This window comes from Aquimarina acroporae (assembly GCF_023195925.1).
GTDB classification, from domain to species: domain Bacteria; phylum Bacteroidota; class Bacteroidia; order Flavobacteriales; family Flavobacteriaceae; genus Aquimarina; species Aquimarina acroporae.
Map to the genome: position 1 here is coordinate 355,732 of NZ_JALPRE010000006.1, position 23,826 is coordinate 379,557.

General features: G+C 34.5%; 29 protein-coding genes. 7 read left to right on the forward strand and 22 right to left on the reverse strand.

Annotated features, from left to right (window positions below; translation table 11 throughout):
• Positions 1-9: 9 nt before the first annotated feature.
• Entirely contained in the window at positions 10-1,305 is a 1,296-nt protein-coding gene (locus M0D21_RS09975) for a hypothetical protein (RefSeq protein WP_248328974.1), read from the reverse strand.
• A 99-nt stretch (positions 1,306-1,404) separates the two neighbouring features.
• A complete protein-coding gene (locus tag M0D21_RS09980; protein WP_248328976.1) occupies positions 1,405-2,574 on the reverse strand; it encodes a DUF5018 domain-containing protein in 1,170 nt (389 codons plus the stop codon).
• A 420-nt stretch (positions 2,575-2,994) separates the two neighbouring features.
• Between M0D21_RS09980 and M0D21_RS09985 the strand changes: the two genes are divergently transcribed.
• Positions 2,995-3,651 carry a uracil-DNA glycosylase family protein gene (locus tag M0D21_RS09985; RefSeq protein ID WP_248328978.1) on the forward strand — a complete coding sequence of 219 codons (657 nt, stop codon included), beginning with the start codon at positions 2,995-2,997 and terminating at the stop codon, positions 3,649-3,651.
• A 4-nt stretch (positions 3,652-3,655) separates the two neighbouring features.
• Here M0D21_RS09985 and M0D21_RS09990 read toward each other — a convergent pair whose 3' ends face one another.
• Positions 3,656-3,808 carry a 30S ribosomal protein THX gene (locus M0D21_RS09990; protein WP_248328980.1) on the reverse strand — a complete coding sequence of 51 codons (153 nt, stop codon included), beginning with the start codon at positions 3,806-3,808 and terminating at the stop codon, positions 3,656-3,658.
• Between the two features lie 393 nt (positions 3,809-4,201).
• Here M0D21_RS09990 and M0D21_RS09995 point away from each other — a divergent pair, with 393 nt between their 5' ends.
• Entirely contained in the window at positions 4,202-5,356 is a 1,155-nt protein-coding gene (locus tag M0D21_RS09995) for an NHL repeat-containing protein (RefSeq protein ID WP_248328982.1), read from the forward strand.
• A 74-nt stretch (positions 5,357-5,430) separates the two neighbouring features.
• Here M0D21_RS09995 and M0D21_RS10000 read toward each other — a convergent pair whose 3' ends face one another.
• The 11 genes from M0D21_RS10000 to M0D21_RS10050 all read right to left on the reverse strand — a co-directional run bounded on the left by M0D21_RS10000 (position 5,431) and on the right by M0D21_RS10050 (position 15,164).
• Positions 5,431-6,570, reverse strand: a complete 1,140-nt coding sequence (locus tag M0D21_RS10000) for a glycerophosphodiester phosphodiesterase (RefSeq protein WP_248328984.1) — start codon at positions 6,568-6,570, stop codon at positions 5,431-5,433.
• A gap of 144 nt (positions 6,571-6,714) precedes the next feature.
• Positions 6,715-7,197, reverse strand: coding sequence for a hypothetical protein (locus M0D21_RS10005; RefSeq protein WP_248328986.1), 483 nt, complete (start codon positions 7,195-7,197; stop codon positions 6,715-6,717).
• A 50-nt stretch (positions 7,198-7,247) separates the two neighbouring features.
• Positions 7,248-8,012, reverse strand: a complete 765-nt coding sequence (gene trpA, locus M0D21_RS10010; RefSeq protein ID WP_248328988.1) for a tryptophan synthase subunit alpha — start codon at positions 8,010-8,012, stop codon at positions 7,248-7,250.
• Between the two features lie 63 nt (positions 8,013-8,075).
• Complete coding sequence (gene trpB, locus M0D21_RS10015; RefSeq protein WP_248328990.1) at positions 8,076-9,257, reverse strand: tryptophan synthase subunit beta; 1,182 nt, start codon at positions 9,255-9,257, stop codon at positions 8,076-8,078.
• A gap of 56 nt (positions 9,258-9,313) precedes the next feature.
• Entirely contained in the window at positions 9,314-9,952 is a 639-nt protein-coding gene (locus M0D21_RS10020; protein ID WP_248328992.1) for a phosphoribosylanthranilate isomerase, read from the reverse strand.
• Positions 9,949-10,734, reverse strand: coding sequence for an indole-3-glycerol phosphate synthase TrpC (trpC, locus tag M0D21_RS10025; protein ID WP_248328994.1), 786 nt, complete (start codon positions 10,732-10,734; stop codon positions 9,949-9,951). Before trpC ends, M0D21_RS10020 begins: the two co-directional genes overlap by 4 nt.
• 88 nt (positions 10,735-10,822) lie before the next feature.
• On the reverse strand, positions 10,823-11,818 hold the full coding sequence (gene trpD / locus M0D21_RS10030) for an anthranilate phosphoribosyltransferase (RefSeq protein WP_248328996.1): 996 nt from the start codon (positions 11,816-11,818) through the stop codon (positions 10,823-10,825).
• A 5-nt stretch (positions 11,819-11,823) separates the two neighbouring features.
• Positions 11,824-12,396, reverse strand: coding sequence for an anthranilate synthase component II (locus tag M0D21_RS10035; protein WP_248328998.1), 573 nt, complete (start codon positions 12,394-12,396; stop codon positions 11,824-11,826).
• A gap of 94 nt (positions 12,397-12,490) precedes the next feature.
• Positions 12,491-13,888, reverse strand: coding sequence for an anthranilate synthase component I family protein (locus M0D21_RS10040; protein ID WP_248329001.1), 1,398 nt, complete (start codon positions 13,886-13,888; stop codon positions 12,491-12,493).
• A gap of 222 nt (positions 13,889-14,110) precedes the next feature.
• Positions 14,111-14,677: a YceI family protein gene (locus M0D21_RS10045; RefSeq protein ID WP_248329003.1), complete on the reverse strand. Its 567-nt coding sequence runs from the start codon at positions 14,675-14,677 to the stop codon at positions 14,111-14,113.
• Positions 14,678-14,705: 28 nt separating this feature from the next.
• Positions 14,706-15,164, reverse strand: a complete 459-nt coding sequence (locus tag M0D21_RS10050; RefSeq protein WP_248329005.1) for a MarR family winged helix-turn-helix transcriptional regulator — start codon at positions 15,162-15,164, stop codon at positions 14,706-14,708.
• A gap of 238 nt (positions 15,165-15,402) precedes the next feature.
• Between M0D21_RS10050 and M0D21_RS10055 the strand changes: the two genes are divergently transcribed.
• The 4 genes from M0D21_RS10055 (at position 15,403) to M0D21_RS10070 (ending at position 17,428) form a co-directional block, all read left to right on the forward strand.
• A complete protein-coding gene (locus M0D21_RS10055) occupies positions 15,403-15,924 on the forward strand; it encodes a TlpA family protein disulfide reductase (protein ID WP_248329007.1) in 522 nt (173 codons plus the stop codon).
• 32 nt (positions 15,925-15,956) lie between these two features.
• On the forward strand, positions 15,957-16,583 hold the full coding sequence (locus M0D21_RS10060) for a thioredoxin family protein (RefSeq protein ID WP_248329009.1): 627 nt from the start codon (positions 15,957-15,959) through the stop codon (positions 16,581-16,583).
• A 118-nt stretch (positions 16,584-16,701) separates the two neighbouring features.
• Positions 16,702-17,016 carry a rhodanese-like domain-containing protein gene (locus M0D21_RS10065; RefSeq protein ID WP_248329011.1) on the forward strand — a complete coding sequence of 105 codons (315 nt, stop codon included), beginning with the start codon at positions 16,702-16,704 and terminating at the stop codon, positions 17,014-17,016.
• Positions 17,017-17,029: 13 nt separating this feature from the next.
• On the forward strand, positions 17,030-17,428 hold the full coding sequence (locus M0D21_RS10070; RefSeq protein WP_248329013.1) for a rhodanese-like domain-containing protein: 399 nt from the start codon (positions 17,030-17,032) through the stop codon (positions 17,426-17,428).
• A 167-nt stretch (positions 17,429-17,595) separates the two neighbouring features.
• Here the strand turns inward: M0D21_RS10070 and M0D21_RS10075 are convergent, their stop codons facing one another.
• Positions 17,596-18,573, reverse strand: a complete 978-nt coding sequence (locus M0D21_RS10075) for a DUF3644 domain-containing protein (RefSeq protein ID WP_248329015.1) — start codon at positions 18,571-18,573, stop codon at positions 17,596-17,598.
• Between the two features lie 86 nt (positions 18,574-18,659).
• Positions 18,660-20,132, reverse strand: coding sequence for a hypothetical protein (locus M0D21_RS10080; RefSeq protein WP_248329017.1), 1,473 nt, complete (start codon positions 20,130-20,132; stop codon positions 18,660-18,662).
• A 381-nt stretch (positions 20,133-20,513) separates the two neighbouring features.
• Between M0D21_RS10080 and M0D21_RS10085 the strand changes: the two genes are divergently transcribed.
• On the forward strand, positions 20,514-20,684 hold the full coding sequence (locus M0D21_RS10085; protein WP_248329019.1) for a hypothetical protein: 171 nt from the start codon (positions 20,514-20,516) through the stop codon (positions 20,682-20,684).
• A gap of 46 nt (positions 20,685-20,730) precedes the next feature.
• Here the strand turns inward: M0D21_RS10085 and M0D21_RS10090 are convergent, their stop codons facing one another.
• From M0D21_RS10090 to M0D21_RS10115, 6 genes are all read right to left on the reverse strand, one after another.
• The gene (locus M0D21_RS10090) at positions 20,731-21,111 is read right to left on the reverse strand and encodes a VOC family protein (protein ID WP_248329021.1); all 381 of its coding nucleotides are present in this window, start codon (positions 21,109-21,111) and stop codon (positions 20,731-20,733) included.
• Between the two features lie 200 nt (positions 21,112-21,311).
• The gene (locus M0D21_RS10095) at positions 21,312-21,521 is read right to left on the reverse strand and encodes a hypothetical protein (protein WP_248329023.1); all 210 of its coding nucleotides are present in this window, start codon (positions 21,519-21,521) and stop codon (positions 21,312-21,314) included.
• Complete coding sequence (locus tag M0D21_RS10100; protein WP_248329025.1) at positions 21,518-22,063, reverse strand: HD domain-containing protein; 546 nt, start codon at positions 22,061-22,063, stop codon at positions 21,518-21,520. Before M0D21_RS10100 ends, M0D21_RS10095 begins: the two co-directional genes overlap by 4 nt.
• A gap of 100 nt (positions 22,064-22,163) precedes the next feature.
• Positions 22,164-22,718 (reverse strand): DinB family protein, encoded by a 555-nt coding sequence (locus M0D21_RS10105; RefSeq protein ID WP_248329027.1) that lies wholly within the window; start codon positions 22,716-22,718, stop codon positions 22,164-22,166.
• Positions 22,719-22,774: 56 nt separating this feature from the next.
• On the reverse strand, positions 22,775-23,311 hold the full coding sequence (locus tag M0D21_RS10110) for a Crp/Fnr family transcriptional regulator (RefSeq protein WP_248329029.1): 537 nt from the start codon (positions 23,309-23,311) through the stop codon (positions 22,775-22,777).
• A 65-nt stretch (positions 23,312-23,376) separates the two neighbouring features.
• A complete protein-coding gene (locus tag M0D21_RS10115; protein WP_248329031.1) occupies positions 23,377-23,820 on the reverse strand; it encodes a DinB family protein in 444 nt (147 codons plus the stop codon).
• Positions 23,821-23,826: the final 6 nt, after the last annotated feature.

Genomic DNA, 23,826 nt, shown 5'->3' on the forward strand with positions numbered 1-23,826 from the left:
CTTTCGTTCTTAAGAAACAATAAGTTTCATAGGTTTATCGAGCGTGTGAGGATAAAAAGCATCAAAAAAAAGTCGAGATAATATTGTGATTACTTCATCTATTTTTTCTTTAGAAAAATTATTGACGGTATAATAGTAATCTACTTCTTCTTTATAAAACCCTAGAGAGGCAAGTATATCGAAATGACAATCTAAATATCCTTCGTTACCATGAAACTGTAGTACTAGTTGTAGTGAATCAGGATCTAACCAATATATGTTTAGCGTAGTGTTATATTTTTCTTTTAGAATAAGTTTGATACGTTTTAGTTCATTTTTTGCTAATTCTTGTAGTGCTTTTTTAATATGGTCTGTATTGGGTCTAAAAGTTGTTTTTGCAGATTGAAGTCGGTTTATTTTGGTTTCAAAATCTTCAATTTGTGCTTGTAGAGAGTTGCGGCTATAGTCCTCGGCTTCTTCTTGTAATAAGGTTTTATATCGACTCAACATGGTTTGATAAAATGAAATATCTTTATGATGCTCATTTTTAATCGTACTCATAGTGTTAAAAGCTCTATTAATGAGACGATACCCTTCTGCGTGATAGTGAGCTGATAAATAATCACGCTCTTTTGTGAAATCATCAATTTGTTGAGATAGATAGGCTCGTTCTGAAGCCAGTTGGTCGATGAGCAAATTGAGTTTGGGCATCAGAAAAACATCGGGTTTGCCTTCAATCGTATGATTTGCAGGCGGTATATGTTGCTGAAGTGTACTAAAACCCCCATCTTTTTTAAACCCATAAATAAGAATGTGATCTAGATGAATTTCTTTAATCGGAAACATATTAGCTCGCCTTCCCAAATAAATAATTACGATATAATGTGTGCCAAGAATTTCTTCAATAATAATATCTGTAGATCGCTTAATATTAGAATTGCTAAAATCGAATATTTCAGCTTTTATGTTGCTCGGAGTATCTTTGGCAAGAAGTTTATATTGCCTTTGCAGTATGTCTTCTAACGGGTTTGTAATTAAAGTCGGAAATAACCGTAGATACATCATTTCAGATATTTCCCCATCTTCGTAGATAGTCGTTTTTTTTAGAACGTTGTCTTCAATAAAGTATTTAGCTTTGTGAACCTCACTGGTAATCAATAATTGATTTTTTTGGTCAATTTTTAAGGGAAACCGGTTTTGTATTTCGTCAAAACTATAAAATATGATTTCGTTAGGAGTGATTTCTTCTATATAATCACTAGGGAGTACATCAACTCCTTGGGGTAGTATCAGCATCCACTTTCCTATTGGGTTTTGATCACTCATATTTTTGTAAGTTTTAAAATTGTATAAAAATAAAACAAGCCAGTTTCAATTTCTGAAACCGGCTTGTTTTTTATCAGCGTGATAAATATTTGTTTTTGTTTACTCTGCTGTTTGTCTATATAGTTTATTAACATAGAGATCTGCATCTTCTTTAGATTCAAAAACTCTAACTTCTATGTCTCTATATTTACTCTTAGTGCCGTCTTGAGGGTCGCCATTCATGCTGGCTTGAGCCATTTTAAAGAGTACAGACTCTACACCTTCAAACAGAGGCTTAGCGTCATATACGCCTTCCCAAACATTTGCATCTTCGGTATGTATCATGTTACTCTGTAAAACTTCTTCTATGGCTAATTCACCATCGGTACTGAATGTTCCTTTTTGGTACCCCCAAAAATATGGACGTCTGGTAATAGAACCTTCAACTACTTTTTCGGTAGTCAAATCTCCCAAGAACATAACGTATTTTTCTCCAAAATCTCTGGTGAATTCTATAGTTTGTTCAATAGCATCATAGGTGTCTTCTTGTGAGATAATAAAAAAGATATTACTTGTGTTTACACTCTCCGTAACTCCCACATCTCCATCAAGAACCCAAAATTCTCCATTATTTTCACCCGTTGGATTTTTTAATAAATTGTCTGTGTAACCGGCTAATCGATACTCCTTAATTTCCCCACTTTCAGATGTTATGGTAAAGATAATGTCATTAGATAAATCTAATCCATCTGTTGGATTAGGGGTGATTGTGGCATTTTCTGAGATGCTGATAGCTGGAACTAAATTTGTAAGATCTAACACATCGGTATATTCTACAAGAATCGTAGACGATTCTTCATCAAAAAAACTTTTTATCACTTGATCATTTTCATCTTTTAGTTCAAATGCTGTGATAAAATTCTCTGTATTGGGAGCAATCACATTTACCGTATATGTTCTGGTATCTCCATTTTCGGCAGTAACGGTATAGATAATAGCATCGGTAAAGTTTTGAGCTTCTCCAGATAAAGGAGCTACTTCTGCTTTTGTTGAGATATCTATAGTAGGAGAAAGCGAGGTTAATTCAGTTTTAAATGGTAAGACAAGATTAATGGTGTTGTTCGTGTCATCTATAGTTCCTGTATAAGTTTCAGAATCAATATCGAATGAAAAAGATACAATAAGGTTTGCCGAACTTTCTTCGATGTCCTGAGCATCATCGTCTGCACAAGATACTAAGGTTAAGGATGTGATGGTAAAAAGGTAAATTAAAAAGGTGAATTTCTTCATTTTGCTACAAAGTTTTCTGTTGTTAATGCTTATATTTTTTTGGTATGTATTCCTGTTTGTATTTGAAAGCAGCAAGCATATATCTATAAAAAATCCCTATACTTTTGCTTTTCCAGGCGCGAATTTAATACATAACAGTATCAAAAAATGACCCCCTAATGCTATCAAATGTTAAATTTTTTGTTTTCCCCAGTTGTATACAACAACGCTGCAAAACTAAGACAGGAAAAGATGATCTGCATACAGAAATCTGTACTGGTAATCAATTTTATAAAAAGACTCAAGGTAAGATGGTCAGTTATAGAAAAAGAGACTGTAGTAAAACATTCACCTTTAGTAGAAAAAGTATGATAAATTTTATAAAAGTACGTTTCAATTTTTTAGAGAATACTAGTACATTCGTAACCTATACTTAAGCTTATGTTTCAGCACATTCATCCTTATGAGCCTTTTTTTCCAGAAGGAGCCACAAAACTTATAGTAGGCACATTACCACCACCCAGATTTACTACAGGAGCGTTAAACGAGAAAGACGTAGATTTTTGTTATGGGAGTAGTAATGGTTTGTTATGGCCGGTACTTGATCGCATTTTTGAGTTGGGTCTAAAGTATGAAACCACTCATGCCGCAGCTGAGCAACGTAGGCAATTTTTAACTTCCAAGGGGATAGGTGTGTGTGATATTGTACAACGTTGTGAACGTGATAAAATAGACGCCTCAGACCTGGGGATGCAAAATATAGTGCTTAGGGATATGGTGGGATATTTACAGCAATATCCCAAGATTGATACCTTAATTTTTATGGGAGGTAATAGTAAAAACGGTCCCGAATATTTCTTTAGAAGACACCTTAAAACGTATGATCTATCACTAGAAGTAGTGTCTGGAGAGGTACCCAGAATACACCAGGTAACAATTGCTGGTAGAATTGTACGTACAATTTCTCTTACTGCACCATCGGGTTCTGCCAATAGAGCAATAGGTAGTATGCCGTTGTATAAGGATCTAAAAGCAAAAGATCCTAAATTTAATACTATCGATTTTAGGGTAATGCAATATCGAGAGTTTTTTATCTAACTTGTTATTCTTCTGCTTTTTTTGGAGCGGCCTTTTTAGCAGCTTTGGGCTTTGAAGCTTTGGTTGTGGTTACTTTATCTTTTTTCTTACGACGTAAACGTCCATAAGTTCCCATAATGATTTTGCCTCGTCGTGTTTTTTTATCTCCTTTGCCCATATAGCTATACTATTAAATTAAACGATTTGATAATTAGAGTGTTACTAATTTAATGAATTCAAACAGGAAAAGAAAACGCCTTAAGTCAAAGTTAAGAGTATCTATTCATGGTTAACCAAAAATTGGGTGATTGGTCTATTTTATAAGACATTTATCGAAAGGTTTTGCGTAATACCATATTAATTCTTTTTTTTGGGACTTCATCCAATTACCCCTGGATCTTTCATGCTAATCAACAACTTGCGTGATGGCTTATCCTAAGCTAGACACCAATTTGATATGAATATTAAGTTTTTGCCTTTTCTTTTGTGTACCATATGTTATCATTTATGTGCACAACAAGTTGATGTAAAGTTTTCTAGAAACGGCCTCTATCTCTTTAAAGAATTGGGGATGGAATCTTCTCAAATTATAGATTATAATCTTACTGACCAGGGGCAATTATATGTGTTATATGAGTCGGATATTCATCGTAGGTTAATTCGATTACAGGAAGATGGTACAGAGGATGACTCTTTTAAATTTACCTCCGTGATTCTGGATAATGAGGGAACCTCACCTGTTGCCATGAGTGCTACCGAAGAAGGTACCGTCGTAGTACTATCAAACCTATGGAACGGTTTAAACTGGATGATTCATATCAATGAGTTTTTCGAAAATGGAAAGCTAAATCCAAATTTTGGAAGACGTGGAATTTATACCAAAAGTATCTTGAATAATGCCGATGATAACTTTGGGCAATATCTCCATACTTCGCCCAGTGGTGAAATTATTGTAGTTGCAAAAATTAATGATTTTAGCGTTTCTACTACAGATGAGAAAATTGCTATTCTTAAACTTTCCCGCGATGGGAGAACCTTATCGTCTGATCTGTATGCCAATCGCTGTTATAAGCTCGATAGTTCTGCTATGCAAGATGATTATCTATTGCTAGCATATTCTTCAGGAACCACTCCAACTGTGCCTGTGCAAGCTAGTTATTTGGCAGGGGTCGATAGTGAGCAAATGGTATCTCAAAAAGTACACTGCTTATCGACAGGAGAAAATTTTGAGACTATAGATCATATTGTGGTTACCCATTCGGCGGTGTATATTTCTCACCTAAAATTGAATGCAGAAGCTTTATATCTTATTCGTAAATACGACCTTGATGGTAATCTTGATGAAACCTTTGCCGATACAGGTGAGGTTCATGGAAGTGCAGATTTGTATGACTCTAGTTTTGTAGTAGGGGATAAAGGAGAACTCTATGTGGTGTCAAAAAGCCTACATGATGATTATGAGCTTTTAATCAAGAAATTAAATAATGACGGTAGTATAGATGAAACTTTTGGAGAAAATGGTATTGCCTCTATCGCAATGAGATACCCGATTATAGCATTAAACAAAATACAGTTCGATGGGAAGAACCTTTTGTATGTAGCTGGTGATATGGCTATAGAAGGAAATACTTTTGGCTTTGTGACCAAAATTAAAACCGATGTCTTACAGCTTAAAAAGGAAAAGCTGGACAAGTTTATTAGAACACTTTTTGTAAAACGAGGTTAGAAATAGTAATACACAAAAAATCACTTGCCTATTGTTATGACAAGTGATTTTGTAATATGTATACTAATAAGAAATTACTCTTTCCAGGTATTCAGGGCATTCACTGCCTCATCGGTATAATCGGAAAACACACCATCTACACCAGCATCAAAAAACAGATGATATTCTGCTTCAGGATTCCCTTGGCTCCACTGCTCATTTTCATTTCTAAAGGTATATGGGTGCACCAATAGATCATAGTTGTGGGCAAGTTCGATAAAGTCTGTAGGTTCTAATAATGTAAGTTCACCAGAAGCTTCTGTTCTGTATGAAATGATAAAAGGTTTCCATGGTCCAATACCATCGGCATATGAAGCGGTAAACTCCATACCTTCGGCTGTGGTAAAAAACTCATAGGTTCTATTATCTCCATTTACGTAGAAATCATACGGAGAACCATAAGAGATAAAGTCTCCTTCAGGAACATCATAGTCTAAAGATCCATCTTGGTTAATGTTATAGGTAGATATTAACTGTACCAGTTTAACCGAAGATTTCGTATTGATATATAGCAAAGGAGCTACTTCGAAACATTGCACAAATACAGGCGCTTTTTTATCGTTCCAATGTGCTTTGCTAAGTACTTTTAATAGTTCATTTTCCATGTAGTGCTCACCAAATAGTTCATTGTGAAATAAAGGGTGCTTAATTTCAGGATAGATCCCCAGTACCTTCCCACGTTTTAATCCTTCAGCTTTTGCCAAGAGAATTACTTCTTCGAGTGTTGGGATTTCAAAAAGATTATCAAAATCGGTGGGTCTACCATTAAACGCTTGCTTTGCACGAAGTGTTTTGATTTGCGCCAAAGTAAAATCGCACGCAAACCAATCGGTTACCATTTTCCCATCTACATTTTTGGTGGTTTTTAAGTCTGCAAACTCAGGTAGATCGGCTACATTGGTAGTGCCAGAAAGCATTGGCTCATGACGTGCTACAAGGTGTCCGTCTTTGGTTAATACCAGATCAGGCTCAATGAAATCGGCATTAAGCTCAGATGCTCTTTTGTATCCCTCTAGTGTGTGTTCAGGTAACACAGATTGTGCTCCTCTATGTGCAATAATAATAGGTGCATCATCATCAGGCCCCGGATTACCAGTATTGTCATCGATAAGATCGCAAGAGGTAAAACAAATTAATAAAAGGGGTATTACCATAATGGGTTTTAAAAGTTTCATAGTTTTAATTTTAGATTTGGGTAAAGGAACAAATCCAAAATAAGCTCATTGTGAAGCAGAGATTACTCTAAAGTCAAGAAAACTTAAACTACGTTAAATTTGATGGTGTTATTCATATTATCTCATTTATATGTGTTACTTAATTTAGTTAGTAACCGGTGGTATTTCTTTTTTTAGTATCATTTCTTTCGTAACAAATTTTTGTCCGTTACTTTCAAATTCTAAATTTTTAATTCTAATTATTTTGAAAAAATAATTAATTTTTTTTTCGCTTTCCAAAGTTAAGGTAGAGTCTTTTTTACCCAAAATCCATTTGTTTAACTTAATAGTATGAATATGAAAATCTTGTTTTAAAAAGTTCATATATCTATTTTGAGTAAACCACAATTGTATTGATTCAACATCGTAAAAAGATAAAGTTTCTGGGCAGAACTCCATATTATCTTCCTTTTTGGATTTATTAGAATATTTGATAAACCTAATTGTGTCAGATTTAAAAAATAAACTGTCTTTGTTAGAAGTAAACCATCTAGTTTTCTTAAATTCTCTTCTTGAAATGGATTGAGAAAAACATGATTGGAACACAATTAGTATCAATCCTAAAATATATAGATATCTTTTTTTCATGATTGGTGCTAATTAATTACTTTGAAAAATATGAGTTTTTAGTGTTTATATTACCTGATAGTTTTCACAAATTTTTCAATAGTTCCAATACCTTCGTTAGTTAGGTGTTTAATAAAAGCCGAACCTATAATTGCACCCTTTGCAGTTTGTGTTGCCTGAGTAAAGGTTTCATTATTACTAATTCCAAAACCTACAATTTGTGGGTTTTTGAGTTGTAAACTTTCTATTCTTTCAAAATATGCTTGTTGCACATCTCCAAAGGTGTTTTTGGCACCAGTTGTACTTGCAGAACTTACCATATAGATAAAACCATTAGAAACATCATCGATAAATCGAATGCGCTCATCTGAGGTTTGTGGTGTGATTAAAAATACATTTATTAATCCGTACTTTTCAAAAGTCTCTTGGTAGTGTTCATGATACTCAGCTACAGGTAGATCGGGTATAATTAAACCATCAATACCTATTTCTTGACATTTAGCGCAGAAAGCTTCAATACCGTATTGCATCATAGGATTGAAGTACCCCATAATGATTAAAGGAATTTCTACCGTTTTTCTGATGTCTTGTAACTGCTCAAAAAGGACGTTGGTAGTCATCCCATTTTTGAGTGCTGCAGTAGAACTTTCTTGTATGGTTGGCCCATCGGCAAGAGGATCACTAAATGGTAATCCGATTTCGATCATATCGACTCCACTTTTTTCTAAATCCTGAATAACACCCACTGTGTCATCAAGGTTTGGGTATCCCGCCGTAAAATATATAGAAAGCAGTTTTTTATTTTCTGCCAGTTTTTGGTTGATCCTGTTTTTCATTCGTATTTGTTTTTTTGTCATTCCAGCCTACGCCGAATGACCAACGATGTTTTTTAATTTAGGTTACAATTTAAAATAATCGATATAGGTATTTAAATCCTTATCTCCTCTACCCGATAGGCTAATGACCACCACGTCATCTGGTTTAAATTTTTTATCATTAAAAATAGCTAGGGCGTGTGAGGTTTCTATTGCAGGAATAATACCTTCTAGTTGCGATAATTCTAATCCTGCTGCCATTGCATCATCATCGGTTACCGAGTAAAACTCGCCGCGCCCAGAACGATAAAGATGGGAGTGTAATGGTCCTACACCGGGATAATCTAATCCAGCAGATATCGAATAGGGCTCTGTGATTTGGCCATCGGGAGTTTGCATCAATAGTGTTTTACAACCGTGTATAATACCTTCTTTTCCTAATTGAGAGGTCGCAGCACTTTCTCCACTATCTACTCCTTTTCCAGCGGCTTCTACTGCGATAATGCCAACTTTAGGTTCATCTAGGAAATGGTAATAGGTTCCTGCTGCGTTACTTCCTCCACCGATACAAGCGACGACATAATCGGGATGTTCCCTTCCTTCTTTTTCTTTAAGTTGCCATTTGATTTCTTCTGAAATGACAGATTGAAATCTGGTAACCATATCTGGGTAGGGGTGTGGGCCAATAGCAGAACCAATAATGTAGTGCGTGTCTACTGGGTTATTGATCCAATCTCTTATCGCTTCATTGGTAGCATCTTTTAAAGTTCTACTTCCAGATTTGGCAGGACGTACTTCGGCACCAAGCATTTTCATTCTGGCCACATTGGGAGCTTGCCTTTTAATATCAATTTCACCCATATATACGATACACTGTATACCCATAAGTGCACATACTGTCGCGGTAGCTACACCATGTTGTCCGGCACCGGTTTCAGCGATAATTCTGTTTTTCCCTAGTTTCTTGGCTACCAATATCTGACCAATAGTATTATTTACTTTATGGGCTCCGGTATGGTTAAGATCTTCTCTTTTTAGATACACTTTGGTATTATGCTTTTCTGAAAGACGCTTGGCGAAATACAAAGGAGAGGGGCGCCCAACATAATCTTTTAGTAGTTGATCGAACTCTTCTTTGAAGGAAGGATCGTTCATAATGTCAAGATATTGAGTGCGTAATTCTTCTACGTTGGGATAAAGCATTTCAGGGATATACGCTCCTCCAAAGTCTCCATAGTAACCTTTTTCGTTTACTTGATAACTCATCTTTTTTAGTTTTTGTTTTTTGGTTAATAGTTGATGTTTCTTGGATCTAGTGGCGGTTAACAATCAACTAACAACGCATTTTTAAATTTTTCTAATTCTTCTCTATTTTTTAATCCGGGCTCAATCTCAAACTTACTGTTTACATCGATCGCATATATGGGTAAATCTGTGTTTAGTATTGCTTTGAGGTTATCGATTTCATTTAGTCCTATTCCACCACTTAATATAAATGGGGTTTTAGAAGGATAATTTTTTAAAGCGGTCCAATCAAACGTATAACCATTACCTCCTTTTTCTTTTCCTTTTGTGTCAAAAAGAAAACAATCGACGATACCTTCGTAAGGGGTTAATCTTGAAAAATCGAAAGTGTCTTTTATTGAAAATACCTTCCATATTTCTAAGGGCTGAGGAAGCTTTGCCAGTTTTGATTTAAGATCTTCACAATATTCTATAGACTCTTGACCATGTAATTGCAGTGCTTTAAACCCAAATTTGTATATCTTTTCTAGGACAATATTGATAGGAGCATCTACAAATACCCCCACTTTTTTAATGTCTTCTGAAATTGATGGAATTTCGGTGTCAAAATTTCTTGGAGATTTGTCATAGAAAATAAAGCCCATATAGTCGGGTTGCAATGCTGCAACAGCCGCTATATTATCTTTGTATTTCATTCCGCAGACCTTAATTTTCATGATGCTAATTGTTTTATAAAATCGATAGCACTATCTCCTGGATTTTCTGTTTTCATAAAGTTTTCTCCGATGAGAAAACCTTCGTATCCATATTGTTGCAGATCTTTAATCGCTTCTACAGTACTAATACCACTTTCTGAAACCTTAACAAATTCGTCTGGAATTTGTGAACTTAAGGTTTTACTCACATCTGTGCTTACTTCAAAAGTTTTTAGATTTCGGTTGTTTACCCCAAGCATATCTAACGAAGGCATAATAGATTTCTCTAGTTCTTCCTGGTTATGAACTTCGAGTAATACATCTAGTGATAGGCTTTTGGCAAATTCTGAAAGCTGTTTGATTTGAGCTTTGTCAAGTACAGCAGCGATTAAAAGAATAACATCGGCACCATGAGCCTTCGCTTCGAGTAATTGATATTCATCAATAATAAATTCTTTACGAAGTAAAGGGAGATTGACAGAGGATCTGGCTAGCAGTAAATCGTCTAGAGAACCTCCAAAATACTTGCCATCGGTGAGTACAGACATTCCGCACACTCCAGCAGTTTGGTATCCTTGTGCTACATCTTGCACACTTACGTTTTGATTAATAACCGCTTTTGAAGGTGACCTGCGTTTGTGCTCAGCGATAATACCTGTGTTGCTATTTCGTAAAGTATTGGCCAATGAAGTAGTAGGACGATCGAAAAGTGCAGAATTCTCAAGTTGAGTTACCGGAATTATGTTTTTCTTCAGTGCTACTTCTTTATATTTATCGGCTACTATTTTGTCTAGTATGTTCATTGTTTGTTGTCATCCTGAAATTGTTTCAGGATCTTTTTTGTTGTGACTTTTTTAGATTCCAGTCTATGCAGGAACTAAATACCATGCATCAATTCTTACTTAATTCCTGTACTTTTTTTAAAGCTGTAAGACCTTTACCTGATAGCAAAGATTCTTTGGCTTTTTCGAATCCTTCTTTGGGTTGTAATCCTTCTACAGTAGCTATGGCCATACCTGCATTGGCACAGACCACATTGTTTTGTGCCTCTGTTCCTTTTCCGTTGAGGATATTCATAAAAATATTTGCCGACTCTTCTACAGAGTCTCCACCCACGATTTCTTCTTGTTTTAAGGTAGTTACTCCAAAATCTGCAGGAGTAAGCATGCTTTCAGTATTGTTAGAAATGGTTTTTGTGCTTCCGGTTAATGAAATCTCATCATACCCGTCTAGTGCATGAATAATTGTAAAATTCTTATCGGTATTTTGATACAGATATCCATACATTCTAGCCAACTCAAGATTAAACACCCCTACAATTTGGTTTTTTGGGAACGCAGGATTTACCATTGGTCCTAGCATATTGAAAAAGGTTTTTACGCCTAATTCTCTACGAATAGGAGCTACATTTTTCATAGCTGGGTGAAATAGGGGAGCGTGTAGTACGCATATTCCGGCTTCATCCATTGTACGTTTCAAGAAATCCTTGTCATTACTAAACTTAATACCTAAATACTCCATCACATTTGAACTCCCACATTTTGAAGATACGCCATAGTTACCGTGTTTGGTTACTTTGATGCCTGCACCAGCAGATACAAATGACGAAAGCGTAGATATATTAAACGTGTCTTTGCCATCACCTCCAGTACCGCACAAATCGATTGGGTTGTATTCGCTAAAATCTACTGCGATACAAAGTTCTAGTAGTGCATCTCTAAACCCTTCGAGTTCTTCTATAGTGATGCTACGCATCATAAAAACGGTAAGAAAAGATGCAATTTGACTTTGATTATATGCCCCCTTAGAAATATTTACCAATACTTCTTTGGCCTCTTCTTTGGATATGGTTTCGTGATTGATTAATCTATTTAATAATTGTTTCATCTTTATTAATTGTTAATCCAGTTTTCTAACATTTTTTTACCGTCTGGAGTCAATACAGATTCTGGGTGAAATTGCACTCCACGCACATCTAACTCTTTATGGCGTAACGACATGATTTGTCCGTTTTGGTCGTACGATGTTACTTCTAAACATTCGGGTAGGTTTTGATCTGCCACCACCCAAGAGTGATACCTTCCTACATCAAAATTGTTGTCCAACCCGTTGAACAGCACTTCATCGGTTACCGATAAGGTTACGTTGGTTGCCACACCGTGATATACTTCGTCGAGGTTGATGAGGTTACCGCCAAATACTTCGCCAATGGCCTGCTGTCCCAGGCATACACCAAAAATACTTTTGGAATCTGCATAAGATGCTATAATATCTTTAAGCAGTCCGGCCTCGTCTGGGATCCCTGGTCCTGGTGACAGTAAAACTTTATGAAAAGGTTCTACTTCATGCAATTGTAGTTGATCGTTTCTTTTTACGGTCACCTCACACCCCAAATCTTCGAGGTAGTGCACCAGATTATATACAAAGGAATCGTAGTTGTCTATTACTAATACTTTTTTGCTCATTGTACTTTCAATTTTTCATGTGTTAGGGATAGTAGCTAGCTACCATGTAGCGCGAATAGCCCGACCCCAACCTATTGGGGTAACACCCAATTATTTATATTTCTTCTGCCAGTTTTAGTGCTTTGGTCAAAGCGCCCAGCTTGTTATATACTTCTTGTAATTCACTTTCTTCGTTAGATTCATTTACCAGTCCGGCACCTGCCTGCCAATGTAACTCGTGGTTTTTACTCAAGAAGGTTCGTATCATAATAGCGTGATTGAAGTTTCCTGAAAAATCCATAAAACCAATGGCTCCCCCGTAGAAGTCACGATTTACGGTTTCGTACTTTTCTATGAGCTGCATAGCCATATGTTTTGGAGCTCCGCTTAGGGTTCCTGCTGGGAACGTATCGGCCACCACTTGCATGGTTGTAGTATCGTTATGCTTTTTACCAGTTACTTTACTCACCAAATGAATCACGTGTGAGTAGAACTGAATCTCGCGATAGGTCTCTACGGTTACCTCGCTTCCGTTACGGCTTAGGTCATTTCGTGCCAGGTCTACTAGCATAACATGCTCGGCGTTTTCTTTTTCATCGACAGCCAGTTTTTTGGCCAATTCGGCATCTTGCTCATCGTTTCCGGTACGTTTAAACGTACCAGCGATAGGGTGAATTTCGGCAATACCATCTTTTACGACCAATTGAGCCTCTGGAGAACTACCAAAGATTTTAAAGTCTCCATAATCGAAATAAAATAAGTAAGGAGATGGATTAATGCTACGAAGGGCGCGATATACATTAAATTCATCTCCTTTAAATTTTTGAGAAAAACGTTTTGAAAGTACCAGCTGGAAAACGTCACCTCGCTGGCAGTGTTTCTTGGCCAGGGCCACATGCTCTTTGTATTGTTCATCATCAAGATCCGAAGTGGTGTCGCCAACCGTAGTAAAATTGTAGGATGCAAAGTTTTTTACGTTTAACAGCGATTCTATCTCTGCAATATTACTCTCAGAGTCATAGCAGTGGGCAAAAATATAGGCTTCGTTATTGAAATGGTTAATCGCAATAATGTTTTGATATACACTGTAGTCGATATCTGGTATTTGAAGCCCACCTTCTTTTTTGGTGATATCTATATCTTCAAAATAGCGAACAGCATCGTAGCCGATATATCCAAAAAGACCATTGTTTATGAATTTAAAATCACTTTTGGTAGTTTGAAACTGATTTCCGAAAGCTTCAATAATTTCAGGAACATTAACCGTATCATCTATTGCAATTTCGTTGGTGGTTTTATCTGGAAAAGATTGGTAAACCGTTTCATTTTCGATCTTGAGATTGGCAATAGGATTACAGCAGATATAAGAAAAACTATTCTCATTACCTCGGTAGTCGCTACTCTCCAGCAGTAGGCTATTGGGAAAACGATCTCTAATTTTTAGATAAACACTTACCGGCGTAATGGTATCTGCCAAAATTTGTTTGTAATGTGTTGTTAATTTAAAACTCATTGTTACGCTATTATTTTAGTATAAACCCTTCGAATAAGACCACAAAAAAAGGCTTGTCGTGATTGACAAGCCTTTGATATGTTTATTTAACACAATAACAGGTCTAGTTCACGACGTTTTCGTTTCGCGAAGACCACCACCAGTTATTTGCTAAAATTGTTCTCATTTTCTTATTATTGGTTCAAATATATAAATTAATTATAATTCTAAACAACAAAAAAATTACATTTTTAAGTTTACGGCCAATTCGAACTCGTCGCTTATCGCTTTGTCACCTAAGTTGTCGAAAAAACTTCCAGATCCATACTTAATATCATACTTGGTTCTGTCTACTTTTAAAGTGGTAGAAGCGCTATCACCGTTTACGGCCAAATCAAACTCTATAGGATTTGTTTTTCCTTTGATAGTAAGATCCCCTGCAATTTTGAAACCTTTGTCTGTTTTTTTGGCTTTGGTTACTACTAATTTTGCAGTTTTATGGTCTTTTACACCAAAGAAATCGTCTGAGTTTAAGTGTCCTTCTAGTTTTTCTTTTCCTTTTCCGGCTTCAAGATCGGTTACCTGTAGAGAGGTCATATCTACTACAAATTCTCCTCCTGTAATATTGTTATTGTCAAATACCAGATATCCTTCAGACAGATTTAAAGTTCCAGAATGCTCACCAGTTACTTTTTTACCTACCCAATTAATGGTACTTTCTGAGGTTTTGATGGCTTTTTTCTGTGCAAAAACAGAGCCAGTTGCAATAATTGCTAATGCTAAGAATGCTGATTTAAGTGTAGTTTTCATGATTTTAAAAAATTTAATTTATGTGTACTTATTGTACAGTTCTAAGTTTATTTAAAAGTTCATTAAGTGTTAACAAATCCTGCTCGGTAAGATGTGCTGTGAGATTATTTTCAAAAACATTGATTACTGGGCTTACGGTATCGAGAAATTGTTTTCCCTCTTTAGTAATACGTATCTCAACTTTTCTTCTGTTAGTAGGGCAAGTAGTTCTTGAAACATAGTTTTTTTGAATGAGCTTGTCTACCAGTCTGGTGGTATTACTCATTTTACTTACCATACGTTCCTGAATAGTAGATAAATTAGCTGGTTTGCCCTTTTGACCATTAAGAATTCGTAACACATTAAATTGTTGTATAGAAATATCGAAGCTCTTTAATTCTGATGTAACTTTTTCTCTCACCCAATTCTCAGTGTACATAAGATTGATGATTGCTTTTTTTGAGGGAGGAAGTGGTACTTCGGTTTTTATGATATCTTCTATATTCAATTGTCTATACAATATTTGTATGTACAAATGTATACTTCTTTATGTTTTGGAAATTATAAAAGCATATTAATTCTTTGTTAAAATTGAATGCTGACAAATGTTAAATCATAATATTGCGATGCAAATGTATGGGCAGGTTCGTCAAACATTTGTGAAAATTTTTGAAAATATTTGCAAAAAAACCAGAAACCTTGTTAATTTTCTTTCGGTTGATTAGCGGTTTTGATATTTTAGTAATATGACGAGATATTTACTATATGCTACATGTTTAATTCTTTTTTACGGCTGCAAAGGAGAGCAGACCGTAGCGCTTGATGCTACCGAGGTCTATAAGAGTAAAGGAGTAGAAATACCCATGTATGATTTCGAAAGCTTTGCACCTTTATTAAAAATTAATGATGGTAAAACTAGAGTGATTAACTTTTGGGCCACATGGTGTAAACCTTGTGTAGCAGAGTTACCGTATTTTGAATTAATTAATAGTAGATATCCCGATGATGAGGTAGAAGTGGTGCTGGTAAGTTTAGATTTACCAAAGCATGTAGAAACAAAGCTGATACCGTTTCTTAAAAAACAAAAAATTGAGAGTAAAGTGATCTTGCTAGACGATCCTGATGCGAATGCATGGATACCCAAAGTGAATAAAAATTGGTCAGGATCTATACCGGCTACCATTATATATAAAGGAAATAATGTTAATTTTTATGAGCGTTCCTTTACTTATAATGATCTGGAGAAAGAATTGAAAAAGATATTATAATTAAACTAAACTCATTACCAAACCCGTTACTTATGAAAACTTTAAAAATTCTTGTTGGAGTTGCATTTATTATCGCAATAAGTGCGTTTGCAATAGATAAAGTTTCTAGTTCACCCGCCGCAGGAGGTTATGCCGTTGGTGACGTTGCTACAGATTTTGAATTGAAAAATATTGATGATGCCATGGTGTCATTATCAAATTATAAAGATGCCAAAGGGTTTATTGTTATTTTTACTTGTAACCACTGTCCATATTCTGTGGCATATGAAGATAGAATTATTGCGCTAGACAAAAGCTTTAAAGACAAAGGATATCCCGTAGTAGCTATTAATCCTAATAACCCAAAGGCTTATCCAGATGATAGTTTTGATAATATGAAAGTAAGAGCCAAAGAAAAAGGGTTTACTTTCCCATATCTGTTTGACGACGGACAAAAAATATATCCACAATACGGAGCTACCAAAACACCTCATGTATACGTACTCGAAAAAACCGATAAGGGCAATGTAGTACGCTACATAGGTGCTATAGATAATAACTACAAAGACGAAGCTGCTGCCGATAAAAAGTATGTAGAAGATGCAGTAAATGCCTTACTAAAAGGAGAAAAAGTGCCTGTAGAAACCACTAAGGCTATTGGTTGTAGTATAAAAGCCTAATTTATTTTTAACAAACACTGTTTTTAATTTTCGAATTGTGTACAGCAATTCGAGAATGACTCTTATATTTGTAAGGAAAATATAAAAATAGAGTCAAAATAAGCATAACATATTTTTAATGGGAGTAGATATCACACAAGAAGAGTGGCAAGATAAAATTTCTAACGATAGCAATGCGGTTATCCTAGATGTACGAACGGAAGAAGAAGTAGAAGATGGATATATACCCAATATGATAAATATCGATATACGCCAAGGGCAAGGTTTTCTAGATGAAGTAGAAAAGCTTGATAAGTCTAAAAATTATTATGTGTATTGCCGCTCTGGAGCGCGCAGTGCTCAAGCCTGTACCTTAATGAATCAAATGGGGTTTGAGACTACCTATAATCTTATAGGCGGTTTTATGAATTGGGACGGCGAAACCGAAGAATAAATAGTGCCATACTATGAGTCTAAAATCATTATTGATCGTTTCTTTTTTAACGTTTGCCGTAGTAGGCTGTAAAAACACGGTAGAAAAAGACACTACCGTAGAGCTTATTACTGTAGAGGAAATGGATTCTCTGCTTAAATTAGGTAAAGTGCAGCTAGTAGATGTGAGAACCCCAAAAGAGTATGAGGCCGGGCATATAGAAAATGCATTGAATATTGATTTTAGAGATAAAAATTTTGAAGCTTTAATAGCCAAGGTAGATAAAACCAAACCAGTAGCTGTATATTGTGGTAAAGGAGGGAGAAGTGGTAAATGCTCTGCTTATATGAAAAAAGCGGGATTTACCAAGATCTACGACTTAGATGGCGGTATCACCGAATGGAAATTTAAAGGTAAAAAAGTGATTAAATAAAATCACTAAATGATAAAAAACAAAAGCCTCTCCTTGGAGAGGCTTTTTTATACCACGTTAATACGTTTTGTGAATTAATTTTTTTTAAAATATCCATTTCTGGAGATTAATATTTGAATAACTCTTATTAAGGATATTAATTGATATGTATTTTTCAATTTTCGTTTTCATTCGTTGGCACTATGATGTTCTTTACAATAATTCTTTACGAATTCGACCCAATTTGAATACCAATACCATTGTTTGGCTACTTGGACACCGAAGTTTTTGCCAGGGTTTTTGGCGTTATTTCGTTGCCATAATAGAGTATGTTGATGCATTCCAAACCCCACATATCCTTCATTTCTCATAATTTCTAAAATGCTTGAAGGCAAGTATTTTTGCTTTTCTTTTTCCTTGATTAAAACATATTCTTTATTCAACCCTTCAGCCTCTGGCGAATTTGCAGGTATGAATTCTACAACTTTATCCGCTTGCCCTTTTCTGTTTACTGCTTTTGGAACATAAAGTACTCGATAAGAAAATCTAATGTCATTGTATTCTTCTTCGCTTAGCTCTTCATCAAATGCATCAATGTAAGTTGCAATATTCTTTGGTAAATCCTTGAACTCTCTTAGTTGATTTACTTGCTCTTCATCAATTGTTGAAAATTGAAGTGAGAGAGAAAGATGTTTGTCTATCCCATATTCATCTCCAAAAAACTTTTTAATATATCTATTGAAGTTTAAACAGCAGGCTTGAAAACGAGCACTTAAATAATCGTCAATTCGAGTGGTCATTTGATGTTCAATTTCATGTCTTAATCCGATTAAAAACCTTAAATTGGATTTAGTAACATTACCAATAGGACACTCATTTGTGTTCAAACATCGTTCTAATTCCCAATATTTATAAGCACCTCTCTTAGTTTTGTCAAAACGGCGTCGGGTACCTGCTATCCTAAAGTACCTATATTCTATATTATTATCTTTGTAGTAAGCATGGAGTAAATACATCCATGCTATATTAGATAAAACTATAAAACTTTCGGATTTAAATTGAATATTGGGATTATTAAAAATTTGAACGGCATTAAGCATAGCTTCTCTAGATTTTGCAAGTAGTTCTTCTTTTATGGACCAAACCTTTCTTTTTCTTTTAGCCATTTATTAGTTAATTTAAAATGATATTTTGACCAAAAAGTATAACTCTTAAGGGGAATTATATTTTTTTGATCATTATTGGAAGTTTTTTATTTTACATTTGATCCGGATGGTTTATTATTACAAGCATCAATAAGAACAATACTAGGGTTATTTTCTAGCTCTAATTCCTTTAATATGTTGTTCACCTTAGCAAGTTCTACTAAATCAAAATACATAATCACTTTGATACTCTTACTTGTGTTATTAGCAGCCTCATATACTCCAACTTGGTTTTTTAGATTCATTTTAAGTTTAGAATTAGAAGCTAGTTTAAACTCCACTAATGTTTTATCTTTTGAACCATTAGAAACTGTATAATCTACTGGTCCTCTGCCATTATTGACCTCTCTATTTACGTCAAATGGCGTTGCGTGCCATGTTAAACGGTAAATAATTTGGAGGTCAGCTTCTCTTTTGATTGCTTTCCCTTTTGAATAGAATAACCGATAACCATCTTTATTTTCTATTACATCTTTTAAAAATTCAACTCGCTCCAGTGCTTCTTTAAAGGACCCTTTTGGGTTAATTTGGTAGAATTTAGTTTGTTTTATTAATTCTCCTATTAAGGTTGAAACATTTTTAATAAAAATATTTTCAACCTCTTCAACTTTTTCTTGTGATATATGCTTGGCACCCACCTTATTTTCTTCCTTTAATTTAATATAGTATTTAAGTATCTCTGGAAATTGTTTGATTGTTTCGTTAATCGCAAAAGTGAGTTCTTTTTGAGAGGGTCTTTTCTTTTTTGGTTTTGGAGGAATTTTGGATCTAAAGTAATTATGAATCTCGCTCCTTAATTGATCATTTGGGACAGCAGTACATATGCTCTCAAAGTTACCTCTAAGATCATTACTATTAATCCAGTTATCGTCTTTAGTGAGCAAGTCCTTTGGTGTTAGAAACACAAAATCTCCATTAATAAAAGGTAGGGTGAATTGCTTAGGCATCCATTTTTCCAGTGTATAATCGAAATAAATCTTATCTACCATAATAACCTTAACCTGTTGAGATTCTAGATGTTTTAACGCAAATTTTTCTGTATATTCTGCTATATAACCTTTAATTAGATTACAGGTAAAATCACTTATATTATCTTTTCCAACACCTATTTGGAATAGGCCAGCTTTTTCCAAATGAGAAGAAACAGTAACTTTTTCATTATTAAGATCGTCATAAACAATGTGCATATTGGCGGACATTGCCTTGCCGAATTTTTTTCCTAATCCGCTTCCTCCGTTACCTACTAAACTATAACCAAACCAATTTTGCTTTACTTCCGAAAATTTATACCAACTCTTGATATTGGCATTCGATAGGCTTCCGGTTTTTGATTTGTTTTTTAAGAAAGTTAGATATTTGATTATGTCTGAATGTAATTTTTGATACTCATTTTTGTTGCTGCCGAATAGTAAAAATGGATCAATAAATAAGGGGAGATCATTAATTAGTGAAATATTGAATGCTCCATAATCTTCCAATAATTGTTCATCTAAGTTGAAATAATCAGAAAAATAAACCATATTTTACAATTTTAGTTACTATAAACTAATGAATATCATAGTTAGGGTTGAATAGACTTCTTTGACTTTTTACCGTAATCTTTATTACTAGTAGAAATTTAATCTATATTCTCAAAAATATGGAAAGCCATAAGTAATACATTACGGGAAACCACAATAGCGATGAATAAAAAAGAACTGGGCTTTGCCTTTTGGACAATATGGTTGTCTTAAATGGAGAGTAGATTGTTTATAATCATGTGGTTACAAATCTATACCAAAACGTAACATTCCCTTTATGTATAAATAACATGAGCTATAGAATTTGTAGTGACTTTGTGAGTTAATACATCTAACAATTATGTTGGAGTAAAAACACTAAACAATAATATAGATAAACAGATGAAAGAATCATGTATGAATTGTGCAAAAGCAGGATCGGTAACCTATGAGGGAATTCTGGCAGAACGCGTTTTTTGTTTAAAACTGCAATTGGGATTTTCATCAGACTCCAGATGTGATAATTATGTAAAAAGAAAAAAGACCAAGCATAGTTTATCGGGGGTGAAATAATGTAAAATATCGTAAATAAAAGTAGGATTAAGTCCTTTTTTGTTGGCTAGATATCATTATTTATTTCGATCCAATACCCATTGGGATCCTGGAAATAGATTTGTTTAATACCATCTTTGCGCACATAATCTTTCTTTTTAGTATCACGCCAGTCTGAGTAGTCGATGCCTATGCTTTCCAGATGTTGTATAAATGCATCGATATCTTTGATAGCTAGTGCAAAGTGCACTGCCTTATTCACTTTTATCTCAAAACCTGGACGAGGAATCAAGTGTAATTGCTTTTGTCCTAAAGCTAGCCATCTGGTTTTGGAGTTTGAAGCCGTATTCTCAATTTCTTCCAAATGCAGTACCTCTTGATAAAATGCTACAGCAGCATCTACGTCTTGTACAGATAAAGCGATGTGATTAACTAAAAATGTAAACATAATTACAACTGTTTTTGAATTCAAAAATAGAGAAATAAAAGGAGTGGAGGTGATAGCGGTGATAAATTAGAAAAGATAAGTATTAAACAAAAAAAGAAGAATTATGAACAGATTAGTAGTTAATCGATTTTTAATAGCTTGTATCTTTTCTTATCTATTTCATCGTTAAGTTTTTCATGATCCGGATATTCTTTAACAAGTTAGATGTATCCTTCAGAACATAGGTTTTCTAGATCCTTACTAGAAATATCATTAACAGAAAAAGATATTGATTTACCATTAATTTCTAAAAACCAGGGATACCAAAGTACTCCCCATATCTCCCAGTGATATTCAAATTCGAAGCAATTGGCTTCGAAACATTTTTGTTTGATCTCTTGTAGTATTTTATACAATCTATCATTCATCATAGCAGATCATTCGCCATTTGTTCGTATTTCAAAATTTTTGATGCTAACCTTTGGTTCAAATAATCATTCTTGTTAGCAAGAGTAGATACAATCAATTTAGCTTCTTCACAATACTTTACTATTTTTTTCTTATCCCAATGTTCTGGAGGTCTTTGTAAATTTGTGATTCTATCTGCTATTTTTACTATTCCCACCTCCTTTTGTAATGTATTAATTCTAGACAAACTATCTATCATCCTTTCTGTTTTAGATGGTATTCTTTCATCCTTGCTCAATGCCTGTACAGCCATGGCTATGGACTCGCCAAATTTGCTTTTGAGTTCTTCAAAACTAGTATTTGTGTCCTCAATAGTGTCGTGAAGTATTGCTACTTGAATAGCAAAGTCAATATCAAAATTATGATCGAAGTTGTAAGCCATTAAAACTTCCATGGCTACATTAGAAATATGCAAAAGATAGTTCGCTTTTGTTCCGGGAACTTTTTGTTCACTATGTTTTTCACCGGCAAATTTCATTGCTGTTTGATATAATTCTTGAGTCATATTTTCTATTGCAGTTGTTCCTTTATATTAGCTTGTAAAGAATTTCCTAATGAAGTATCTCAACAATGTACTAAGGTAACAAAATCTGCAATGAATCTGGTTACATTATAGCCATTGCTAAAGCTCTTTCAGCTTGTTTAATATGTCTTTCATTGTGATATATTACTACGCTAAACGTATCTCCCAATCGTAGTTTAACATATTTTGAAATGGAAATAGCAGTTTTTGTTTTATCCAGATTTACGCTTTTTGCGCTATCCAAAAGCTCAATAATTTGATGTTGCTGATTGATGAATTTATCCAATGTTTGTATGTCTAATTTCGAGTGCAGAGGATTCATAGACGTAAATGTTTTCATTTTATTTAAATCTTCTTTGTATGAAACAGATTTACTAAAATACTTTCCTAACCAATTACTTTTAAAAATAGGTGAATTTTGATGAGTAGCTGATTTAATTTTGGTTGTGATTTCTGGGATGTAAAAATCACCATATCGATTCAAATGTTCGATACATTCTAAAACGCTCCAGCTGGTTTCATGTTCTCTCCAGTTTAGGGTGTCTATAGTTTGGGTTTTTAGATGTTCGGCACTGTTTAAGTTCTCTCGTGTAATTTCTAATAATTTCTGTAATAATTCTTCTGTTGCTATTGCCATTGTGTTTGTTTTGATACAAATGTCATCATATCAACTCACAAAAAAATTGATTGAAATTAAGACTTTTTAATTCTGGACAATGTTTCAGGAGTCATTCTTAAATATGAAGCAATGTATTTATTGGGTATTTCCTGAAACAATTGTGGGCTTCGTTCTAAGACTCTCTTATACCGCTCAACCGGAGAAGAGGTGAGAATATCTCTTTCTCTTTCCATTTGCTGCAAGACAAAATTTTCTAAAATCGCAAGCCATAGCTGCTCGGTTTCTTGTGATGAGGTGATAAAAGATTGATAGCTCTTTTTATTAATGACTTTCACCGTTGTTTTTTTAAGCGCTTGGATATAAAAGTCCGACGGTTTTTCATTCAAAAATGAATCTAAAGAAGCGATGAGATTATTTTTATACCCAAATCTAATAGTGTGTTCTTCGTATTCGTCTATTACAAATATTCTAAGGGCTCCTTCTACGACCAAATAGATATTGGTGTCGATACTTCCTTTTACCTTTAAGTATTCGTTACGTTCTAATATAAGCTCTCTATCCCAAAGATCTTGTCGGTTTATTTTTTCGATGAGGTTTGAGATAGGGTTCATAGTTCAGTACAGGTAATGTTTAAGATAGACGAAGTGATAGTGTAAACGAATTTAGTTTTCGATTTCTATTGGATGATTTGCTTCAAATGATGTTCTAAATGCACAACATAATCGTTCATTAAAAATCTTAAATCAGAAAAATTACCTTTTTCCAATTCAATTTTATAATTCAGTGTGTTATCGGTTTGTTGTGCCATCAAATTTTTAATTCGATGGTTGATTGAACTCCAAAATTCTACAATCTCTGTAAGGTCAGAGTTTTGATAGTCATTAGCTTTTACCAACTCATTCTGATTATATTTTCTGATGTTATAGGGTTTGTTTTCAAATTGAATTTCTGTGAATCTTTGGAGGTTATTAATTCCAGAATCAATGAGATGTCCCAAAATCTCTTTTTTAGACCATTTGTCCAGAGATTTTTTTCGGCTCATTTCCTGTTCAGAAGATTGAGCGCAATATGCTACTCCTTGCTTTATTAATTGTTCTAATTTGTTTATTGTATCTATCATTTCTCA

Excerpts from the sequence above, each read along its gene's own strand:
- trpB (WP_248328990.1), bottom strand. The coding sequence starts at position 9,257 with ATGAGTTATCAAGTAAACGAAAAAGGTTACTATGGAGACTTTGGAGGA.
- M0D21_RS10100 (WP_248329025.1), bottom strand. The coding sequence starts at position 22,063 with ATGACTCAAGAATTATATCAAACAGCAATGAAATTTGCCGGTGAAAAA.
- M0D21_RS09995 (WP_248328982.1), top strand. The coding sequence starts at position 4,202 with ATGGAATCTTCTCAAATTATAGATTATAATCTTACTGACCAGGGGCAA.
- M0D21_RS10060 (WP_248329009.1), top strand. The coding sequence starts at position 15,957 with ATGAAAACTTTAAAAATTCTTGTTGGAGTTGCATTTATTATCGCAATA.
- M0D21_RS10070 (WP_248329013.1), top strand. The coding sequence starts at position 17,030 with ATGAGTCTAAAATCATTATTGATCGTTTCTTTTTTAACGTTTGCCGTA.
- M0D21_RS10075 (WP_248329015.1), bottom strand. The coding sequence starts at position 18,573 with ATGGCTAAAAGAAAAAGAAAGGTTTGGTCCATAAAAGAAGAACTACTT.
- M0D21_RS09985 (WP_248328978.1), top strand. The coding sequence starts at position 2,995 with ATGTTTCAGCACATTCATCCTTATGAGCCTTTTTTTCCAGAAGGAGCC.
- trpC (WP_248328994.1), bottom strand. The coding sequence starts at position 10,734 with ATGAACATACTAGACAAAATAGTAGCCGATAAATATAAAGAAGTAGCA.
- M0D21_RS09975 (WP_248328974.1), bottom strand. The coding sequence starts at position 1,305 with ATGAGTGATCAAAACCCAATAGGAAAGTGGATGCTGATACTACCCCAA.
- M0D21_RS10055 (WP_248329007.1), top strand. The coding sequence starts at position 15,403 with ATGACGAGATATTTACTATATGCTACATGTTTAATTCTTTTTTACGGC.
- M0D21_RS10080 (WP_248329017.1), bottom strand. The coding sequence starts at position 20,132 with ATGGTTTATTTTTCTGATTATTTCAACTTAGATGAACAATTATTGGAA.
- M0D21_RS10040 (WP_248329001.1), bottom strand. The coding sequence starts at position 13,888 with ATGAGTTTTAAATTAACAACACATTACAAACAAATTTTGGCAGATACC.
- M0D21_RS10085 (WP_248329019.1), top strand. The coding sequence starts at position 20,514 with ATGAAAGAATCATGTATGAATTGTGCAAAAGCAGGATCGGTAACCTAT.
- M0D21_RS09980 (WP_248328976.1), bottom strand. The coding sequence starts at position 2,574 with ATGAAGAAATTCACCTTTTTAATTTACCTTTTTACCATCACATCCTTA.
- M0D21_RS10045 (WP_248329003.1), bottom strand. The coding sequence starts at position 14,677 with ATGAAAACTACACTTAAATCAGCATTCTTAGCATTAGCAATTATTGCA.
- trpD (WP_248328996.1), bottom strand. The coding sequence starts at position 11,818 with ATGAAACAATTATTAAATAGATTAATCAATCACGAAACCATATCCAAA.
- M0D21_RS10095 (WP_248329023.1), bottom strand. The coding sequence starts at position 21,521 with ATGATGAATGATAGATTGTATAAAATACTACAAGAGATCAAACAAAAA.
- M0D21_RS10090 (WP_248329021.1), bottom strand. The coding sequence starts at position 21,111 with ATGTTTACATTTTTAGTTAATCACATCGCTTTATCTGTACAAGACGTA.
- M0D21_RS09990 (WP_248328980.1), bottom strand. The coding sequence starts at position 3,808 with ATGGGCAAAGGAGATAAAAAAACACGACGAGGCAAAATCATTATGGGA.
- M0D21_RS10115 (WP_248329031.1), bottom strand. The coding sequence starts at position 23,820 with ATGATAGATACAATAAACAAATTAGAACAATTAATAAAGCAAGGAGTA.
- M0D21_RS10105 (WP_248329027.1), bottom strand. The coding sequence starts at position 22,718 with ATGGCAATAGCAACAGAAGAATTATTACAGAAATTATTAGAAATTACA.
- M0D21_RS10000 (WP_248328984.1), bottom strand. The coding sequence starts at position 6,570 with ATGAAACTTTTAAAACCCATTATGGTAATACCCCTTTTATTAATTTGT.
- M0D21_RS10065 (WP_248329011.1), top strand. The coding sequence starts at position 16,702 with ATGGGAGTAGATATCACACAAGAAGAGTGGCAAGATAAAATTTCTAAC.
- M0D21_RS10035 (WP_248328998.1), bottom strand. The coding sequence starts at position 12,396 with ATGAGCAAAAAAGTATTAGTAATAGACAACTACGATTCCTTTGTATAT.
- M0D21_RS10005 (WP_248328986.1), bottom strand. The coding sequence starts at position 7,197 with ATGAAAAAAAGATATCTATATATTTTAGGATTGATACTAATTGTGTTC.
- M0D21_RS10110 (WP_248329029.1), bottom strand. The coding sequence starts at position 23,311 with ATGAACCCTATCTCAAACCTCATCGAAAAAATAAACCGACAAGATCTT.
- trpA (WP_248328988.1), bottom strand. The coding sequence starts at position 8,012 with ATGAAAAACAGGATCAACCAAAAACTGGCAGAAAATAAAAAACTGCTT.
- M0D21_RS10020 (WP_248328992.1), bottom strand. The coding sequence starts at position 9,952 with ATGAAAATTAAGGTCTGCGGAATGAAATACAAAGATAATATAGCGGCT.